Origin of the sequence: Salinisphaera sp. SPP-AMP-43 (assembly GCF_049568105.1) — a bacterium.
Taxonomy (GTDB): Bacteria; Pseudomonadota; Gammaproteobacteria; order Nevskiales; family Salinisphaeraceae; genus Salinisphaera.
On the sequence record NZ_CP145335.1, the window covers coordinates 1,530,220 to 1,548,296 of the forward strand.

At 63.3% G+C, this 18,077-nt stretch carries 16 protein-coding genes and 2 riboswitches; all 16 genes read left to right on the plus strand.

Annotated elements, in window-relative coordinates:
- The first annotated feature begins 26 nt into the window (after positions 1 to 26).
- The 16 genes from V5738_RS06485 to V5738_RS06560 all read left to right on the plus strand — a co-directional run bounded on the left by V5738_RS06485 (position 27) and on the right by V5738_RS06560 (position 18,063).
- Complete coding sequence (locus tag V5738_RS06485) at positions 27 to 575, plus strand: UPF0149 family protein (RefSeq protein WP_423823610.1); 549 nt, start codon at positions 27 to 29, stop codon at positions 573 to 575.
- Positions 572 to 1,912, plus strand: a complete 1,341-nt coding sequence (gene pepP / locus V5738_RS06490; protein WP_423823611.1) for a Xaa-Pro aminopeptidase — start codon at positions 572 to 574, stop codon at positions 1,910 to 1,912. Before V5738_RS06485 ends, pepP begins: the two co-directional genes overlap by 4 nt.
- Positions 1,909 to 3,153: a 2-octaprenyl-6-methoxyphenyl hydroxylase gene (gene ubiH / locus V5738_RS06495; RefSeq protein WP_423823612.1), complete on the plus strand. Its 1,245-nt coding sequence runs from the start codon at positions 1,909 to 1,911 to the stop codon at positions 3,151 to 3,153. Before pepP ends, ubiH begins: the two co-directional genes overlap by 4 nt.
- Positions 3,150 to 4,352 carry a UbiH/UbiF/VisC/COQ6 family ubiquinone biosynthesis hydroxylase gene (locus V5738_RS06500; protein WP_423823613.1) on the plus strand — a complete coding sequence of 401 codons (1,203 nt, stop codon included), beginning with the start codon at positions 3,150 to 3,152 and terminating at the stop codon, positions 4,350 to 4,352. The genes ubiH and V5738_RS06500 overlap by 4 nt, the downstream gene beginning before the upstream one ends.
- A gap of 889 nt (positions 4,353 to 5,241) precedes the next feature.
- Positions 5,242 to 5,331: riboswitch (glycine riboswitch) on the plus strand.
- Positions 5,332 to 5,348: 17 nt separating this feature from the next.
- Positions 5,349 to 5,430: riboswitch (glycine riboswitch) on the plus strand.
- Between the two features lie 65 nt (positions 5,431 to 5,495).
- Positions 5,496 to 6,608: a glycine cleavage system aminomethyltransferase GcvT gene (gene gcvT / locus V5738_RS06505; protein ID WP_423823614.1), complete on the plus strand. Its 1,113-nt coding sequence runs from the start codon at positions 5,496 to 5,498 to the stop codon at positions 6,606 to 6,608.
- Between the two features lie 113 nt (positions 6,609 to 6,721).
- Positions 6,722 to 7,117 carry a glycine cleavage system protein GcvH gene (gcvH, locus tag V5738_RS06510; protein WP_423823615.1) on the plus strand — a complete coding sequence of 132 codons (396 nt, stop codon included), beginning with the start codon at positions 6,722 to 6,724 and terminating at the stop codon, positions 7,115 to 7,117.
- Positions 7,118 to 7,178: 61 nt separating this feature from the next.
- A complete protein-coding gene (gene gcvPA / locus V5738_RS06515; RefSeq protein ID WP_423823616.1) occupies positions 7,179 to 8,558 on the plus strand; it encodes an aminomethyl-transferring glycine dehydrogenase subunit GcvPA in 1,380 nt (459 codons plus the stop codon).
- Complete coding sequence (gene tpx, locus V5738_RS06520; RefSeq protein WP_423823617.1) at positions 8,558 to 9,067, plus strand: thiol peroxidase; 510 nt, start codon at positions 8,558 to 8,560, stop codon at positions 9,065 to 9,067. Before gcvPA ends, tpx begins: the two co-directional genes overlap by 1 nt.
- Before the next feature lie 46 nt (positions 9,068 to 9,113).
- A complete protein-coding gene (gcvPB, locus tag V5738_RS06525; RefSeq protein ID WP_423823618.1) occupies positions 9,114 to 10,607 on the plus strand; it encodes an aminomethyl-transferring glycine dehydrogenase subunit GcvPB in 1,494 nt (497 codons plus the stop codon).
- 94 nt (positions 10,608 to 10,701) lie between these two features.
- Positions 10,702 to 11,637 (plus strand): carbohydrate kinase family protein, encoded by a 936-nt coding sequence (locus tag V5738_RS06530; protein ID WP_423823619.1) that lies wholly within the window; start codon positions 10,702 to 10,704, stop codon positions 11,635 to 11,637.
- A gap of 51 nt (positions 11,638 to 11,688) precedes the next feature.
- Positions 11,689 to 12,222, plus strand: coding sequence for a GNAT family N-acetyltransferase (locus V5738_RS06535; protein WP_423823620.1), 534 nt, complete (start codon positions 11,689 to 11,691; stop codon positions 12,220 to 12,222).
- A gap of 125 nt (positions 12,223 to 12,347) precedes the next feature.
- Positions 12,348 to 13,151 carry a prolipoprotein diacylglyceryl transferase gene (gene lgt, locus V5738_RS06540; protein ID WP_423823621.1) on the plus strand — a complete coding sequence of 268 codons (804 nt, stop codon included), beginning with the start codon at positions 12,348 to 12,350 and terminating at the stop codon, positions 13,149 to 13,151.
- Positions 13,148 to 13,957, plus strand: coding sequence for a thymidylate synthase (locus V5738_RS06545; RefSeq protein ID WP_423823622.1), 810 nt, complete (start codon positions 13,148 to 13,150; stop codon positions 13,955 to 13,957). The genes lgt and V5738_RS06545 overlap by 4 nt, the downstream gene beginning before the upstream one ends.
- Before the next feature lie 95 nt (positions 13,958 to 14,052).
- Positions 14,053 to 15,762, plus strand: coding sequence for a putative bifunctional diguanylate cyclase/phosphodiesterase (locus V5738_RS06550; protein WP_423823623.1), 1,710 nt, complete (start codon positions 14,053 to 14,055; stop codon positions 15,760 to 15,762).
- Between the two features lie 272 nt (positions 15,763 to 16,034).
- Complete coding sequence (locus V5738_RS06555; protein WP_423823624.1) at positions 16,035 to 17,573, plus strand: sensor histidine kinase; 1,539 nt, start codon at positions 16,035 to 16,037, stop codon at positions 17,571 to 17,573.
- A complete protein-coding gene (locus V5738_RS06560) occupies positions 17,563 to 18,063 on the plus strand; it encodes a dihydrofolate reductase (RefSeq protein WP_423823625.1) in 501 nt (166 codons plus the stop codon). Before V5738_RS06555 ends, V5738_RS06560 begins: the two co-directional genes overlap by 11 nt.
- The last annotated feature ends 14 nt before the right edge of the window (positions 18,064 to 18,077 follow it).

The window sequence follows — 18,077 nt, forward strand, 5'->3', positions numbered from 1 at the left end:
ACCAGGCCGACACGCAAAGGTCCGAGATGAGTCAGTCCGATATTTTCATGGCCCTGGAAGAGGGCCTCAAACAGGCCGGATCGGTGCAGACGCCGGGTGAGACCCACGGCACGCTGACCGGCATGCTCTGTATCGACAACGAACACCCGCCGGCTGCGGCCGTCGACGACGTTGAAACCGACAACCTGAATACGGCCCTGTCTGCGCTGGCCGAGATGACGCTTGAGGGGTTGTTCGATCCCGATCTGAGTTTCAAGCCATTGTTGCCCAACGACGATACGGCCTCGTTGGAAACAAGGGTGACCGCCTTGGCGCGCTGGTGCGCCGGTTTTCTGTTCGGGCTGAGCTATCGCGGCGATTTTTCGCCGGATCAGCTGTCGCCAGAGGTCCGCGAAGTCGCCGGCGATCTGATCGAGTTGTCCAAGGCCGAACTCACCGCCGAGGACGCCGAATCCGAAAACGGCGAAGCCGACTATGCTGAACTGGTCGAATACGTGCGGGTTGGGGTTCAGATGATCTTTCTCGAACTGCAACCCAAGCGTGAAGGCCCGCAAACCAGGGAGACCCTGCATTGATTCTCGACCAGTCGCATTTGAACCACGCCGATGATCCGGCCGATCATGCCAAGCGCCGTGCTGCGCTGGCCGACCAGATCGGCGCGGGCGGTATTGCTGTGGTCGCCGCCACGCCCGAGCGCAATCGCAATAACGACGTCGACTATCCGTACCGGTCGAACAGCGATTTCCGGTATCTGACCGGCTTTGGCGAGCCGCAGGCGATTGCCGTGCTCGCCCCCGGTCATGAGCGCGGCGAATACATCCTGTTCTGTCGCGAGCGCGACCCGGCAGCCGAGACCTGGAACGGCCATCGGGCCGGAACCGATGGCGCGGTCACGCGTTTCGGCGCCGATGCGGCTTATCCCATCGACGAGTTCGATCAGCGCATCGGTGAGTTGTTGAGCGGCCGTGAGCGGCTGTATATGACCCAGGGCATCCACCCCGAGTTTGAGCAACAGCTCATGAGCCGGCTCAACGATCTGCGTGCCCGCGGCCGGCATGCGGCGCCGCCCGAGCACATCGTCTCGATCAACAGTGTCGTGCACGAAATGCGGCTGCGTAAAAGCGAGGCCGAACTCGCGCTGATGCGCGAAGCGGCTAAGGTGTCGGCGGCCGGGCATCGCGCGGCCATGCAGGCCGCTGCCCCCGGGGTCTACGAATACCAACTCGAGGCCACGTTGCACTATGTGTATGGCCTTAACGGTATGCACTGGGCCTACCCGACCATCGTCGGGGCCGGGGCCAACGGCTGCGTGCTGCACTATGTCGAAAATGCTGCCGAGATCGCGGATGGCGATCTGGTGTTGATCGACTCCGGGGCCGAATATCGGGGTTATGCCGGTGACATCACCCGCACCTTTCCGGCCAACGGCCGGTTCTCCGAGGCCCAGCGCCGTGTCTACGATATCGTGCTCGCCGCCAACGAGGCCGGGATTGCCGCCTGCCGGGCCGGCAACAAGGCCAATGCTTCGCATCAGGCAGCATTGCATGTGCTGGTCGACGGCCTGCTGGAGCTCGGCTTCGTTTCCGGCGATCGCGAATCGGTGATCGCCGACGAAAGTTACAAACGGTTTTTCATGCACGGCACCAGCCACTGGTTGGGCATGGACGTACACGACGTCGGGGTCTACAAGCAGGCCGGCGAATGGCGCGAACTCGAGCCGGGTATGGTGCTGACCGTCGAACCGGGGCTGTATATCCCGCCGGGTACCGAGGGCGTGGATAAGAACTACTGGGGCATCGGCATTCGGGTCGAGGATGACGTGGTGGTTACCCGCGGCGAGCCCGAGATCATGACTGGCGATGTGCCGAAGGCCCCGGCCGAGATCGAAGCCTTGATGCGCGAGGCTTCGTGAACGCCGATTACGACATCGCGGTGGTCGGCGGCGGTTTGGCCGGGGCGAGCCTCGCCTGTGCGCTGTCCGACACGGGATTACGGATCGCCCTGATCGAGGCCGTAGCCTTCGATGCGCCGGCCGATGAGAACCTGCAGGCGCGAACCACGGCCTTGGCCTGGGGTACCCGGGCGATGTTCGATGAACTCGGCCTGTGGTCGGCGATGGCCGACGAAGCGGCCGCTATCGAGCGTCTGCATGTATCCCAGGCCGGCCATTTCGGCCGGGTTACGGTTGCGGCCGCCGAGTACGACCTGCCGGCGCTGGGCTATGTCGTGCCCAACGTTGCCATGATCTCGGTCCTGCGCGATCGGCTGGCCGATCTGGATGATGTCGATGTCATCGCGCCGGCGACTTTTCAGGGGCTGGCCTATGACGAAACCGGGGCGGCCGAACTCACCGTGGTCGAAGGCAACACCGAGCGACGCCTGTCCACGCGCCTTCTGATCGGCGCCGACGGCACCCACTCGGCGGTGCGTTCTGCGCTCGGCATCGGTGCGCGCCTCGACGACTACGGCCAGTCTGCAATCGTGACCAAGGCCCGATCCGAGCGCCCGCATGCCGGCTGTGCCTACGAGCGGTTCACGCCCAGCGGCCCGGTCGCGCTGTTACCGTTCCAGCACGATACCTGTGCCGTGGTATGGACGGTGCCGAGCGCCGAGGCGAAGCGCCTACTCGATCTCGATGACACGCACTTCACTGCCGAACTGCAGCAGGCTTTCGGTGGCCGGCTCGGGAGCCTCGAACTGGCCGGGCCGCGCGGTGCCTATCCGCTGGTGCGGCTGCTCTGCGACACCGCAGTCGGCCGGCGCGCCGCCTTGATCGGCAATGCCGGCCATGCGCTACATCCGGCAGCGGCCCAGGGTTTCAACCTGGCGATTCGCGATGCGCTCGGCCTGGCCGAAACGCTGCGCGAGCATCAGGCGTTGGCGGGCGTGGATTTCGATCCAGGCGAGCCGGATATGCTGGCGGCCTGGGCCGAGGGCCGCCGCCCGGACCAGCACCGGGTGGCCAATTTCACCGACCGCGTCGTGCGGTTGTTCTCCAATCGTATTCCCGGACTCGGCCATGCCCGGGGGGCCGGCCTGTTCGGCCTGTCGCTGGCGCCGGGGCTGCGCAGCGATATGGCCCGTCGCAGCATGGGGCTGGCGTTGCTGTCCGATGCGACGCACCGCCGCGCAGAAGGATGGTCGAAAACATGACGACAAGACCCCGCTACGACGTCGCCATCGTGGGCGGCGGCATGGTCGGCGCAGTATTGGCCGTGGCATTGGCCGAAGCCGATTTCCATGTCGCACTGGTTGAGGCGAAACAGCCCAAACCAATGGATCCCGAGGCCGATTTCGATCTACGCCAATCGGCGATCGCCCCGGGCCCGCGTCGGGTGCTGGATAATCTGGGGCTATGGGAGCGTGTACCCAAACACCGGATCTGTCCGTTCACCGGCATGAAGGTCTGGGAGGCCGGGCATAGCGACCAACTGTTTCTCGAACATACCGCCGTCGGCCTGTCCGAGCTCGGGCATATTGTCGAGAACGCGCTGATCGTCGACTCGGCCTGGCAGGCCTTCGAGCGAGTCGATGTCTACTGTCCGGCGATGATGGCCGATCTGGCAGTCGGCGACGATATGGCGCGTATCACGCTCGAAGACGAGCAGGAAATCACGGCAGCCCTGGTGGTCGGTGCTGAAGGCGCCAATTCGGCGGTACGCCAGGCCGCCGGGATTCCGACCACCGGTTGGGGCTATGGCCAGCGCTGTACAGTCGGCACGGTGACGCCGGAACGGCATCATCGCCATATCGCCTGGCAGCGGTTCACCGAGACCGGGCCGGTGGCTTTCTTGCCGCTGGCCGACGGACGTTGTTCGCTGGCCTGGCATGCCGATGAAGCCGTAGCCAATGAAATCGCCGAGCTCGACGATGAGCGTTTTTGCGAGCGACTGTCCGAAGCCAGCGGCCATGCGCTGGGCCGGATCGAGCATATGGGCAGCCGCGGGGCGTTCCCGCTCAAGCTCATGCATGCCCAGCGCTATGTGCAGCCGCGGGTCGCACTGGCCGGCGATGCCGCCCATGTGGTCCATCCGATGGCCGGGCAGGGCGCCAACCTGGGGCTGATGGACGTTGCCGAGTTGGTGGCCGCGCTCGAGGCCGGACGGGCTGCCGGCGCCGATGCCGGCGATCTGACGTTTCTCAAGCGTTATCAGCGTGCACGCATGACCGACAATCTGTTGATGCTGGGCGCGACCGACGGCCTGAAACGGCTCTACGGCAGCCGCAATCCGATTCTGCGGGGCCTGCGCGGTCTGGCGATTTCCGGTTCGACACGGCTGGCGCCGATCCGACAGATCATGATCCATCAGGCCACCGGGCTGTCTGCGAACGGGCCGCGGCTGTTGCGCTGAGGCCATCGCGCCGGAGTCGGCTCTGGCACGCAACGACAGCGCCGATGGCCCGGCCCATGTATTGTGGGGTGGCCGCACACCGGTCGCGGCGCACAGCCGGTGCGATGGGGCTGGAGTTGGCGCCGGTTAGCCACGGGCCAGGTGCTGTGTTGTATGCCAGGCTGCGCTGGACACCACGTGCTCGACAAGCTGCGAGTCGCGGCATCAACGCGTATTATCCCCCTGAACTCGCAATGCCGACGAGGCCTGGGCCGGGTTTCTATAGGCGGTCCATGGCAGGCGGACAAACGCCATGCATGGACGACATCGTGGCGATCCTGCGTGGGCGTGCTCGCGGAACGCGTTGCGCCGCGCGCTAGAGCTTGTTGGGATGTCGTCCTGGCGCTGCATTGCCGCCCCAAATCAGGGCTGGCGAGGCGCGAGCCGCCGGTTCTAGGCGTGCCCCGATCAAGGCGCGTCATGCGGCCCGACACGATTTGCGGCATAACCTTTCGAAACAACGGCTGTTGGCCGCCATCCAGCGTTGCTGCTCATGGACGTCGTGCCACGATGCTGTACTCGTGGCGCCTCGGCTTGCAGCTCAACAGCCTTCGGCGCGGACTCGCAGGAAACCTCAACACGCCCCAAGCCTCGTCTTGCGCTCTATCGTCCGTCTTCCAGCCAGTGCCTCGCACGGAGTCGGACAACGGCGGAATAGGTCCGTAGGGGAGATTGCCGCCCGAATGCGCCCGAGCACTGGGGCTATGGCGTTCTGAATGCATAGCTCACGGCCGCCACTGTGCGCAGCTTGGGCCCTGCGTACGGACGAGACCTTCACCGCCCATGGCTCGTTTCTGGATTGACCAGCTTGGATTCGCGCGGCCGGGTCGGTATAGTAAAAGCCTCGATCGCAAAACGCTTGGGAGAGTGCGGGTTAGGCCCGCCGCCGAAGGCGCAATTCCGCCCGGAAACGCTCAGGCCCATGGACCAAGCGCGGGTCGGCCGATACGGCTGGCCACGATCGACTCTGGAGAGCAACCGCCACAATGCGGTTCACCGACGGGGCGAATCTCTCAGGTGCCAGGACAGAGGGGCGGCGGGACACTAAGCCCGGCCTTGTTTGTAGCTGCCACGGTTCACCACCGCAACGAAAGAGTCGATCGCATGGCCAATAACCATACGCCGCTCCATGATGAGCATGTCGCGCTTGGCGCTAAGCTGGTGGATTTCGCCGGTTGGGACATGCCGATCAACTACGGTTCCCAGATCGCCGAGCACAAGGCTGTGCGCGAAGGCGCTGGTATGTTCGATGTCTCGCACATGCGCCCGGTCGATATCCGAGGCGCGGGCGCGCGCGATCTGCTGCGCCGCGTACTGGCCAACGACGTAGCCAAGATCGACGAAACAGGCCGGGCTTTTTATACCTGCATGCTTAACACCCGCGGCGGGGTGATCGACGATCTGATCGTCTATCATCTCGGCGATAACTGGTATCGCGCGGTAGTCAACGCGGCCACCGCGGAAAAGGATATGGCTTGGCTGAGTAGCCAGGCCCGAAATTTCGACGTCGATCTGGCGACCCGCGACGATCTGGCAATCATCGCCGTTCAAGGCCCGAAGGCCCGCGAGTTGACCTACAGCGCGCTCGACGACGAGCAGGCCGGGGCGGCTGCCGAGCTCAAGCCGTTTCGGGCGGCCGTCGTCGGCGAATGGTCGATCGGCCGGACCGGCTATACCGGCGAAGACGGCTTCGAAATCGTGCTGCCGGCCGATGCCGCGGTCGATCTGTGGCGTGCGCTGCTCGAGGCAGGCGTCGAGCCGATCGGTCTCGGAGCCCGCGATACGCTGCGCCTGGAAGCTGGGCTGAATCTCTACGGCCAGGATATGGACGAAGACACCACGCCGCTGGAATCCGGGCTGGGCTGGACCGTGGCGTTCGAGCCCGCCGATCGCGATTTCATTGGTCGGGAATCGCTGGAGGCGGTGCGCGATCAGAGTCCGCGCAAGCTGGTCGGGCTCGTCCTCGAAGGTCGGGGCGTGATGCGCCACGGCGCGGCCGTGCGGGCTGCCGACGACGAATCGACCGAAGCCCAGCATGCCGAAGGCGAGATCACCAGCGGCAGCTTTGCGCCGACGTTGTCGCGCTCGATCGCGCTGGCCCGGGTGCCGGTCGAATGGGAGCAGCGCGTACAGGTTCATGTACGCGGCAAGTGGCTGACGGCGTATGTCGTGGCTTACCCATTCGTGCGCAACGGCAAGATCCGTATCGACCTGTAGTCAGCCGTCGCGCCCGGTCTTGACCCACCTGGCCGGCTTTGCCTCGGCGCGCCGGCCTGCGTATCGCTTATCATTTTCGGCTCATTACCAAGCGGCCAATCAAGGGGAAGAACATGAGCGAAATTCCGAACGAACTGTCCTATACCAAGACCCACGAATGGATCGGTAACGATGGCGACGGCACGATCACCGTCGGCATCACCGAATACGCCCAGGGTTCGCTTGGTGATCTGGTGTTCGTCGAACTGCCAGAAGTCGGCGACAAGTTCGGCCCGGGCGATGCCGTCGCGGTGGTCGAATCGGTCAAGGCCGCCTCCGATATTTATGCGCCGCTGGCCGGCGAGATCGTCGAAATCAACGAAGAGCTGGCCGATTCACCGGAGCGGGTCAACGAAGATCCATTTGGTGAAGGCTGGTTGTTCAAGATGACGATCAACGACACCGAACAGCTGTCCGGACTGCTCGACGCTGAAGCCTATGGCGAGATCGTCGAGGCCGAAGAGGACTGATCCTCAACCAGCGCCGGCCCTGGCGTCGGCGCTTTTCCCCGGCTTTCAACCACGAGACGTTATGCCGTTTATTCCGCACACCGACCACGACATCAACGACATGCTCGCCACGATCGGGGCGGACAGCGTGGATGCGCTGTTTTCCGAAATCGACCCGTTGCTGCGCGATGTCGATATTTCGGCCGTACCCGAACGTGCCAGCGAGCAGGCCGTAACCCGGCTGATGCACGAGCGGGCCGCCCGCGATTCGGGGGGGCTGTGCTTTATCGGCGCCGGGGCCTACGAGCACCATATTCCGGCTGCGGTCTGGGAAATTACCACCCGCGGCGAATTCTACAGTGCCTATACGCCGTATCAGCCGGAAGCCAGTCAGGGCACGCTGCAGGTCGTCTATGAGTACCAGACGATGATGAGCGGGCTGACCGGTATGGACGTGGCCAACGCCTCGCTTTATGACGGGGCGTCGGCGCTGGCCGAGGCGGTGCTGATGGCGGTGCGGGCCAACCGCAAGTCCAAGGCGTCGCGGGTACTGATGCCGGCCAGTGTGCATCCGTTCTATCGCGAGGTCGCGCACAACATCTGCGCGAACCAGAACATCACGTTTGAGAGCATCGGCTTCGATCCCGCCACTGGCAAGATCGACCAAGCTGCACTCGAGGCCTGGGCCGATGAGGACGTCACCGCCGTGGTGATTCCGCAACCGAACTTCTTCGGCGTGCTGGAAGACGTCGATGCATTGACCGACTGGGCCCAGAACAACGGTGCGCTGGCGATCGGCGTGGTCAATCCGGTGTCGTTGGCGCTGCTCACACCGCCCGGCGAGTGGGGCAGCAGCGAAGGCGCCGACATCGTGGTTGGCGAAGGCCAGCCGCTCGGCGCGCCGTTGGCCGGCGGCGGACCCTATTTCGGGATTCTGTGCTGTCGCAAGAAACATGTACGCCAGATGCCTGGCCGCGTGGTCGGCCGGACCCAGGACATCGACGGCCGCGAAGGCTATGTGCTGACGCTGCAGCCGCGCGAGCAGCATATCCGTCGCTCCAAGGCGACCTCCAATATCTGTACCAATCAGGGGCTGTTGGTCACCGCGGCGACGATTCACATGAGTCTTCTCGGCCCGGCGGGGCTGGAAAATGTGGCTGCCACCTGTGCAGCGACCACCCGCGACCTGGCCAAGCGACTGCGCGCCCTCGATGGTGTCGAGCCAGTGTTCGATGCGCCGTATTTTCATGAATGCGCGCTGCGGTTGCCGGTCGCCGCCCAGCCAGTGCTGGATGCGCTGGCCGAGCGCGGCATTCTCGGCGGTTTGGCGCTGTCGCGTTTCTATGCCGAGATGGACGATGTCGTACTGATCTGTGCGACCGAAACCAAGACCGAGAGCGACCTGGCCGCCTACGCCGATGCGCTTTCGGAAGTATTGACCGAAATGGCGGAGGCCGCCTGATGAGCCAGACCATTACCCTGAAGGGCAACGAGATTCATGTCGCCGGTCGGCTGCCGCAGCCCGGCGATCGTCTGCCGCCGCTGCGGCTGACCGGGTCTGACCTGGCCGATGTCGGACTCAACGACTTCGCTGGCAAGGCCAAGATCTTCAATATCTTTCCGAGTCTCGATACGCCCACCTGTGCGCTGTCGGTGAAACAGTTCAACGCTCGGATCGAGGCGCTGGACAATGCCGTGCTGTTCCAGGTTTCGGCAGATTTGCCGTTCGCCCACAAGCGCTTCTGCGCCGCAGAAGGCCTGGAAAACGGCGTGACCTTGTCGATGATGCGCGACAAGACCTTTGCCGGCGACTATGGGGTGCTGATCGAGGACGGGCCGATGGCCGGGCTGTGTGCCCGGGCGGTGGTCGTGGCCGACAGCAACGACAACGTCGTCTACAGCCAGCTCGTGTCCGAAGTTTCGGAAGAGCCGGATTACGAAGCGGCGGTCGCCGCGCTCGAATCGGCCTGAATGGCACGTCCGTTTGTGCGGCCCTGCGGCCGCGCCTAGCAAAGCGTTGAATATCATGACCGAACGACTGATCTTCGAACACAGCCGGGCCGGCAGGGCCGCGATAGCACAGGCGCCGGCTGAGGCCCTAGCCGTGGATGATCTGCCGGACCAGCTCAAACGCCGTAGCGCGCTCGGGCTGCCGGAAGTCTCTGAGCTGGATGTGGTGCGCCACTATACGCGGCTGTCGCAGCTCAATTTCTCGATCGATACGCATTTCTATCCGCTGGGTTCGTGCACCATGAAGTACAACCCACGGGCCTGCAATACGCTGGCTTCGCTGCCGGGATTCTTGGGCCGCCACCCATTGGCCCCGGCCTCGCACAGCCAGGGCATGATGGCCTGTTTTTACGATCTGCAGGAGATGCTCAAGACCGTGACCGGCATGGCCGCGGTGTCGTTGACCCCGATGGCCGGCGCCCAAGGTGAGTTTACCGGCGTGGCCATGATCAAGGCTTATCACGAGTCGCGCGGGGATACCGAGCGCGACGAGATCATCGTGCCGGATGCCGCCCATGGCACCAATCCGGCCACGGCCGTGATGTGTGGCTGCAAGGTAGTCGAGATCCCGACCGATAGCGACGGCGATGTCGATATCGAAGCGCTGCGGGCCAAGGTCGGCCCGAAGACGGCTGGGATCATGCTCACCAATCCGTCTACCCTGGGGGTGTTCGAGCAGGATATCCTCGAGATCTCGAAGATGATCCACGAAGCCGGCGGCCTGCTGTACTACGACGGCGCGAACCTTAACGCCATCCTGGGCAAGGTGCGTCCGGGCGACATGGGTTTCGACGTCATTCACATGAACCTGCACAAAACCTTTTCCACGCCGCATGGTGGGGGTGGGCCAGGCTCTGGCGCGGTCGGCGTGTCCAAGCGGCTGCGCGACTTCATGCCGATTCCGGTGGTCGCGCGCGAAGGCGAGGGCGATGCCGCGAACTATCGCTGGCTGGACGAAAACGACGTGCCGCATACTATCGGTCGGCTGTCGACCTTCATGGGCAACGCGGGCGTGCTGCTGCGGGCCTATGTCTATGCGCGGCTGTTGGGGCGCGAGGGCATGACGCGGGTGTCCGAATTCGCGACCCTGAACTCCAACTATCTGATGGCGCGCCTCAAGCAGGCCGGCTTCGAGGTGGCGTTCCCGGATCGCCGGGCCAGCCACGAGTTCATCGTCACCCTCAAAAAACAAAAGCAGCAACTGGACGTGTCGGCCACCGACTTCGCCAAGCGCCTGTTGGACTATGGCTACCACGCGCCGACCATCTACTTCCCGCTGCTGGTGCCGGAATGCTTTTTGATCGAGCCGACTGAAACCGAGTCGCGTGAGACCTTGGACGGATTCGTCGAGGCGATGGTCGCGATCTGGAACGAGGCCAAGACCGATGCGGCTACGCTCAAGGATGCCCCGGTGAGCCTGCCGGTACGCCGGCTCGATGAGGTCGGGGCTGCCAAGGCGCTCGATCTCAAGTTCGAAGACCCCGAGCGCTCGGCGGCCTGATCGTCGAGCCCGGACAGTATCGGCCTCCTAGGCGGCCGATACGGCTTTACGGGAACAGCTCCCGTAACGATTTCATTTGAAGAAAGGACAATCTATGTCTGCGCTGATCTGCGGTTCCTTTGCTTTCGACACCATCATGGTCTACTCGGGGCAGTTCAAGAACGAGATCCTGCCCGACCAGGTCCACATGCTGAACGTATCGTTCCTGGTGCCCGATATGCGTCGTGAATTCGGCGGCTGTGCCGGCAACATTGCCTATTCGCTGGCATTGCTCGGCGGCGAGGGCAAGGCGATGGGTACGGTCGGCAAGGATTTCGACGACTATGCCGACTGGATGGACAAGCACGGCATCAGCCGCGATTACATCAAGCGCATCGATGACGCCTATACCGCCCAGGCGTATATCACCACCGACATGGACGACAACCAGATCACGGCTTTTCACCCGGGGGCGATGAATCACGCCCACGAGCAGGCCGTGCCGAACGACGCCGAGGTCACGCTTGGCATCGTCTCGCCCGATGGCAAGGACGGCATGGTCGCCCATGCCCAGCAGTTCGCCGATGCCGGCATCGATTTCATCTTCGATCCGGGCCAGGGCCTGCCGATGTTCAACGGCGAAGAACTCAAGACCATCATCGACCAGGCCGCCTATCTGGCGGTCAACGACTATGAGTCCAAGCTGGTGCGCGATCGTACCGGCATGAGCGAGACCGAGATCGCCGAAAAGCTCAAGGCCTTGATCGTGACCAAAGGCGCCAAGGGCTCGATGATCTATGCCGACGGCAAGACCTATGAGATCCCGACCGGCAGCCCCTCGGCGCTGTCCGATCCGACCGGCTGCGGCGATGCCTTCCGTGCCGGGCTGATCTATGGCCTGCAGCAGGGCTACGACTGGGATACTACGGGCCGTATCGCCTCGTTGATGGGCACCATCAAGATCGAGCGTCCGGGCACCCAGAACCACTCGTTCACCATGGATGAGTTCAAGGCGCGCTTCGCTGACGAGTTCGATCGCGAGCTGGCCTGAAACGCTGACGGCGGCCTGGCCTGATCGGTATCATCGGCTGCGATGATCGTCATGCCGCACACCGTCGACAGCCCGCGGCTGCATCTACGGGCGCCCCAGCCCATGGATGCCGCCGCGGTCTATGCTTATGCCAGCGATCCACGTGTCACCCGGTACATGGTGTGGTCGACGGCGGTGGATATCGACGATACCCACGATTTTCTGGATGACGTGGCCGCGGGCTGGGATGCCGGCGACGACTACTGCTATCTGATTACCGATCGCAGCGATGGCGCCGTGCTGGGCGCGGCGGCCTGCCAGTTCGGCGATCACGGGGCCGAGATCGGTTATATCCTGGCGTATCAAGCCTGGCATAACGGCTATGCCACCGAGGCGGCTGGCGCGTTGATCGATCATGTCTGGGCGATCGACGATCTGTATCGGGTCTGGGCGACCTGCGATGCCGACAACAGAGCCTCGGCTCGGGTGCTAGAACGACTGGGCATGACTCTGGAAGGGCGGCTGGCGCGCTGGGCGCCATGCCCGAATCTGGCGGGCTCGAACGGTGTGCCGCGGGATGCGCTGTGCTATGCCCTAACACGCTAACCGCGCGCTGCGCCCGGCAGACCACGCCAGCGCCGCTCGGCAAAAGCGCATCCGATGGCCGTCGTAATGGTCGCGATGCAATTCGCTAGCGACTGCATGCCTTCCGACTGCTAAACTCCGCGCCCATGTTCGTACGCCCCGATTTCGACCCGGTCGCATTCTCGATCGGCCCGCTGGCCGTGCACTGGTATGGCCTGATGTATCTGCTGTCCTTCCTGATCGGGTGGGGCATGGGTATCGTGCGGGCCAAGCAACCACATATGCATTGGGACAAGGAAGACGTTGGCGACTTTCTGTTCTATGTCGTGCTCGGCGTGGTTTTCGGCGGTCGGCTGGGCTATGTGCTGCTCTATCAGCCCGAACTGTTCTTTCACCAACCGCTGCAGATCTTCGCGGTCTGGGATGGCGGTATGTCGTTTCACGGCGGCATGCTGGGTGTATTTATCGCCTCGGCCTGGTTCGCGCGCAAGACGCGTCGGACGTTTTTTCAGATCACCGACTTTGTAGCGCCGATCGTACCGATCGGGCTGTTTTTCGGGCGAATCGCCAATTTCATCAACGGCGAACTGGTCGGTCGAGTTACCGACGTGCCCTGGGCCATGATCTATCCGCATGTCGGCCCGCAGCCACGGCATCCTTCGGAGCTGTATGAAGCCAGCCTCGAAGGGTTGGCGCTGTTCGCGATTCTCTGGTTCTATGCTGCGAAGCCGCGGCCTCGGGCGGCGGTCTCCGGTCTGTTCCTGGTGGGCTATGGCGCCTTCCGTTTCTTCTGCGAGTTCTTCCGCCAGCCGGATGCGTTCGCCGGATTTGTGGCCTTTGGCTGGATGACATTGGGCCAGCTGTACTCGGCGCCGATGGTCGTGGTTGGCATCGCGATACTGATCTGGGCCTATAGCCGCCGCGACCCGAATCAAGCTGCATCGTCATGACCCAAGCGCTCGAACAACCGTATCTCGATCTGATGCAGGATGTGCGTGATCATGGCGTGACCAAAGCCGATCGTACTGGGGTCGGCACCCGTTCGGTGTTCGGCCGGCAGATGCGTTTCGATCTGGCGCAGGGTTTCCCGGCGCTGACGACCAAGAAATTGCATCTGCGCTCGATCATCCACGAATTACTGTGGTTCATCGCCGGCGATACCAATATCGCCTACCTGCGCGACAACAAGGTACGCATCTGGGACGAGTGGGCCGACGACAACGGTGACCTCGGGCCGGTGTATGGCTATCAATGGCGAAGCTGGCCGGCCCCGAACGGCATTGCAATCGACCAGCTCGCCCGGGTGATCGATTCGATTCGGCACAACCCGGATTCGCGCCGGCATATCGTGACCGCCTGGAATCCGGCCCAAGTCGAAGACATGGCTCTGCCGCCTTGCCATGCGCTGTTTCAGTTCTACGTAGCCGAAGGGCGCCTGTCCTGTCAGCTATACCAGCGTAGCGGCGATATCTTTCTCGGTGTGCCGTTCAATATCGCCTCCTATGCCTTGCTGACCCATATGATCGCTCAGGTGTGCGGACTCGGCGTGGGGGATTTCGTGCATACCTTAGGGGATGCGCATCTGTACCTGAATCATCTGGAGCAGGTCGATACGCAGCTGAGCCGCGAGCCGTATGCCGCGCCGAAGCTGTGGCTGAACCCGGAAATCGGGGATCTATTTGATTTCTCATTCGATGATATCGCGCTGATCGATTACCAAAGCCATGCCAGAATCCGGGCGCCGATCGCAGTCTGAAAACCGGAATTCCGCTCGGTAATCGCCAATTCCGGTTTGTATCGGTCTTTTGCAGTAAACTACGGCGTCTTGGCTTCGACTGACCGATTTCGGCCGTGTCCCACGAACAAAGCCCGATCCGCGTTCTGGTTGTCGAAGACAACGCCGAGGATCGCGAACGCATCGCCCGTTTAATGGCCGCCGCCCGGACGGCGCAATATAGCGTGACCTATGCGCAGGATTATGAGCAGGCCGAGGCCGCGCTCGACCGCGCCGACCACGATATCTGCCTGCTCGACTACCAGCTCGGCCCCAAAACCGGTCTAGACCTGCTCAACAGTGCCGCCGCGCGTTGTTTTACCGGGCCGATCGTGGTGCTGACTGGTAACGACAACTACGATATCGATCTGGCGGTTATGAAGGCCGGGGCGGTCGATTTTCTGTCGAAATCCTCATTGACGGCCGTATTGCTCGAGCGTGTGATCCGGTATTCAGTCCGCCAGTATGCCGATCAGCAGCAGTTCACCTATCTGGCCGAACACGACCAGGTCACGGGGTTGTTCAACCGCCGGGTCGTCGAACAGCGGATCGCCTGGAAGCTGTCGGCCGGCGCACAACACCGGTCGCCGTTTACGGTCGTCTATTTCGATCTAGACGGGTTCAAGACCATCAATGATTCGCTGGGTCATAGCGTCGGCGATGCCGCGCTGGCCGAAGCGGCATCGCGGCTGCAGGCGTGCTGTGGCTCGCGGGTATTGCTCGGTCGCATGGGCGGCGACGAGTTCGTAGCGGTGGTCGACGACGCCGAGCCCAGCCTGATCGAGGCCATGCTAGAGCGGGTGCTGGCACGCTTTCGTCAGCCGGTCATGGTCGGCCGGCATGAGCTGCGGGTGACGACTTCGATCGGCGCAGCGCGTTATCCCGAGGCCGGCTCCGATCAAGCGACCTTGCTAGCCAACGCCGATGCGGCGATGTATGCGGCCAAGTATGAGGGCCGGGACCGGTTTCGCTGGTTCGTTGCCAGCCAAGCCGCAGACACGACTGAAGACGCCCGTCTTGGCAACGAGCTACGACGGGCGCTCGAGCACGACGAGTTCGATCTCGTCTATCAGCCCCAGTTCGAGCTCGAGTCCGGACGCATCGTGGCGCTCGAAGCACTGGCGCGCTGGTACCACCCGCGGCTGGGTGCGATCTCGCCTGCGCGGTTCGTTGCTCTGGCCGAAGCCAACGGTTTGATGAACGAACTCACCGACTGGGTGCTCGATACCGCGGTTCGGCAATATCGTATCTGGCGTGAATGTGGCCTGCTGGCCGCGAACGTGGTGTTGGCGGTGAATGTCTCGGCCTCCTTGGATAGCAGCGATCGCCTGCTCGACGCCGTGGCCCGAGCGATCGATGAGCAGGGAATGCCGGCGGCCAATCTGGAGCTTGAATTCAGCGAGGCCCGGGTGAGGCCGGAGACCGGGGGGTTCGACGAATTGCTGGGGCGGCTAAAGAATTTGGGTCCGCGTGTCGTAATAGATGATATGGGATGCGGTCATTCGACATTGGAATCGTTCGCCAGGCGGCCGGTCGATGTGCTGAAGATCGATTCGAAGTGCCTGCAGGGGGTTCTCGATAACCCGAGGGATCAGGCCATGGCACGCGCGATTATCGCGCTGGGCGCCAGTCTCGATATGCGAGTTGTCGCCGAGGGGGTAGAAACCGATGGCCAGCGCAGCTTTCTCGTCAACAACCAGTGTGATTTCGCCCAGGGCTATTTTTATGCACCGGGCTTGGCCACGCCCGACCTTACAGAGCTTTTGGCCACCCGCCGCGCGTCGTAGCTCGCCTGTGGCGACGCCATCGGTCGCGGCGTATGCCGTGGCCCGTTGATGCAAACAGCAACGGTCACCTATGGTTTTCCCGATGTTGGGGTAGGCCCGTCGATCGCGAATCGATGCTGCAGTCGTCGTTGTCGGTGGGCGCCAGGCGACGAGTTCGGGCAAGGCTTGCGTCATCGCCGGCCGAGTTGGCGCGTTCGATGTGTGTCGTCTCGCGGTCGGCCGGCGATGGCCGCCGGCCGAGAGGGGCGATCGATAGCCGGGGATAGCCGGCCATGACCGAAATGCCGGCCAGTCTCAGCCCGGATACGCCAGACGATCTGGAAGATTTTCGTCAGCGCGCCATCGATATGCTGTTGGAGCGCCAGCCCGGTCTGGCCCTGTGTGGCCTGGGTCTGGATGGCCGTATCCGACATTGGCATGCCAGCGCCGAACGCCTGCTTGGCCACGCTACCCGCGATATTCTGGGTAGCCGTTTCGAGCGGCTGGTACCGGCCGAGCAGCGTCGTCAGTCGGCGGTTGCGCGGTTGTTGTTCCGGGCAAGCGCCGCAGGCGAGGTCACTACCGATTTCGCGTTACTGACCCGCGAAGGCCAGCGTCAGCCCTGCCGGATCGATATTCGGCGACAGGCCGGCGATGCCGCCGGTTTCGTGGCGATGATCAGCGAGGCCGGCCCCGAGTTCACCCGGCCGCACCCGGTTCAGGCGCCCACGGACACCCAAGCCGCGCATCGGGCCAATCTAGTGCTCATCAAAGGCGAGCCAGGTTGGCTGGGATTGGGGCTGGAATTGGAAATCGACCATGTCAGCGCGCTTGCCGCCGAACGCCTCGAAATCGATCCGTCCGACTGGTTGGGGCGGCCGCTTTGGGAGCTGCTGGTGCCGGGCAACGGTACCGATTGGCATATGCTGCTGCACAAGACGCTCGAATCCGGCAAACCGCAGCGTATAAACGCAGTGCCGGTCTCCGGCGAGCAGCGGATGTCCTGGCCGGTCAGTGTGATGGCGCTACATGAATCGGATGACGGCGTACTTGGCGGGTTCACGCTCGCCCTCGGCCATCCTGAGCAGGATGCCGATCGGCGCACCGCGCCCAGAGTTGGAGAGCGGCAATCCGACGAGCGCGCCTGGTTTCACGCGGTCGTCCACGATCTGCGCGAACCGTTGCGACGGGTGCGCGAATACGTCGATTCGTTGCAGCACGAGCCCGATGTCAACCTGAACGCCACGGCCACGGATTATCTCGGACGCATCGATGGCGCGATCGAGCGCCTGCAGCAAAGTGTCAGCGCGACGCTACGCCTGGCGCGTCTCGATTCGATGCCCGATCAGTATCAAAGCGTCGCGCTCGATGCCGTGATTTTCGCGGCTGCCGACGATCTCGAAGTGATGGTCAAACAGCATCGGGCCCAGGTTCGTATCGGCCAGCTTGGCGAGGTGGTTGGCGATGCCGCCCAGCTTCGGTTGTTGTTCCAGAACCTGATCGATAATAGCCTGCGCTATCGCCGTGATGATGTGTCTCCGGAAATCGAGATCAATCGATTCGACGAGTCGGCCGAGGCGGATCTCGTCACGATCGTTTATCGGGATAACGCCCGCGGCTTCGCCGACCCAGAGACCGTATTGGAAGGCGGGGAGCAGCGGGCCGTGCACGGCACGGGTATCGGCCTCGAGCTGTGTCGGCGGATCTGTCGACGCCATCGAGGCGATTTGCGCATTCACCAAACCGGCCATCAGGGCTCGACCCTGATCATCACGTTGAACGCCGATAGCGACCCAGACACCAACGAATCGGAGACCGAGCATGACCACTGAGCCGCGCCTGACCCTGATCGTGGCCATGGACCGCCAGGGCGTGATCGGTGCCGACGGCGGCATGCCCTGGCATCTGCCTGAAGATCTGCGCTGGTTCAAACAGCAGACCTCGGGCAAGCCGATCCTCATGGGGCGCAAGACCTTCGAATCGATCGGGCGCGCTCTGCCCAAGCGCCGCAACTTGGTGATCACCCGCCGGCCCGATAGCCCGGCCTCGGGCGCGGAAACGGTCACCAGCGTCGAACAAGCCAAAGGCCTGTGCCAGGGCGAGGACGAGCTGATGGTCATCGGTGGCGCCGAGATCTATGCGCTGGCCTTGCCCGAAGCCAGCGGGCTGCTGGTGACCCGGATCGAGGCCGAGTATGCCGGCGATACCGTTTTCCCCGAGGTGGACTGGAACGAATGGCGTTTGGTTGACGAGCAGCCACGAGCCGCCGAACAGGGGCGCCCAGCGTATTGCTTCATGACGTACCAACGGGTTGCTGGTTAGACTCGGGGCTAAAC

What these genes read in the sequence shown, in the direction of transcription:
- V5738_RS06485 (WP_423823610.1), top strand. Translation starts at nt 27, where the DNA reads ATGAGTCAGTCCGATATTTTCATGGCCCTGGAAGAGGGCCTCAAACAG.
- V5738_RS06500 (WP_423823613.1), top strand. Translation starts at nt 3,150, where the DNA reads ATGACGACAAGACCCCGCTACGACGTCGCCATCGTGGGCGGCGGCATG.
- gcvT (WP_423823614.1), top strand. Translation starts at nt 5,496, where the DNA reads ATGGCCAATAACCATACGCCGCTCCATGATGAGCATGTCGCGCTTGGC.
- gcvH (WP_423823615.1), top strand. Translation starts at nt 6,722, where the DNA reads ATGAGCGAAATTCCGAACGAACTGTCCTATACCAAGACCCACGAATGG.
- gcvPA (WP_423823616.1), top strand. Translation starts at nt 7,179, where the DNA reads ATGCCGTTTATTCCGCACACCGACCACGACATCAACGACATGCTCGCC.
- tpx (WP_423823617.1), top strand. Translation starts at nt 8,558, where the DNA reads ATGAGCCAGACCATTACCCTGAAGGGCAACGAGATTCATGTCGCCGGT.
- V5738_RS06530 (WP_423823619.1), top strand. Translation starts at nt 10,702, where the DNA reads ATGTCTGCGCTGATCTGCGGTTCCTTTGCTTTCGACACCATCATGGTC.
- V5738_RS06535 (WP_423823620.1), top strand. Translation starts at nt 11,689, where the DNA reads ATGCCGCACACCGTCGACAGCCCGCGGCTGCATCTACGGGCGCCCCAG.
- lgt (WP_423823621.1), top strand. Translation starts at nt 12,348, where the DNA reads ATGTTCGTACGCCCCGATTTCGACCCGGTCGCATTCTCGATCGGCCCG.
- V5738_RS06545 (WP_423823622.1), top strand. Translation starts at nt 13,148, where the DNA reads ATGACCCAAGCGCTCGAACAACCGTATCTCGATCTGATGCAGGATGTG.
- V5738_RS06555 (WP_423823624.1), top strand. Translation starts at nt 16,035, where the DNA reads ATGACCGAAATGCCGGCCAGTCTCAGCCCGGATACGCCAGACGATCTG.
- V5738_RS06560 (WP_423823625.1), top strand. Translation starts at nt 17,563, where the DNA reads ATGACCACTGAGCCGCGCCTGACCCTGATCGTGGCCATGGACCGCCAG.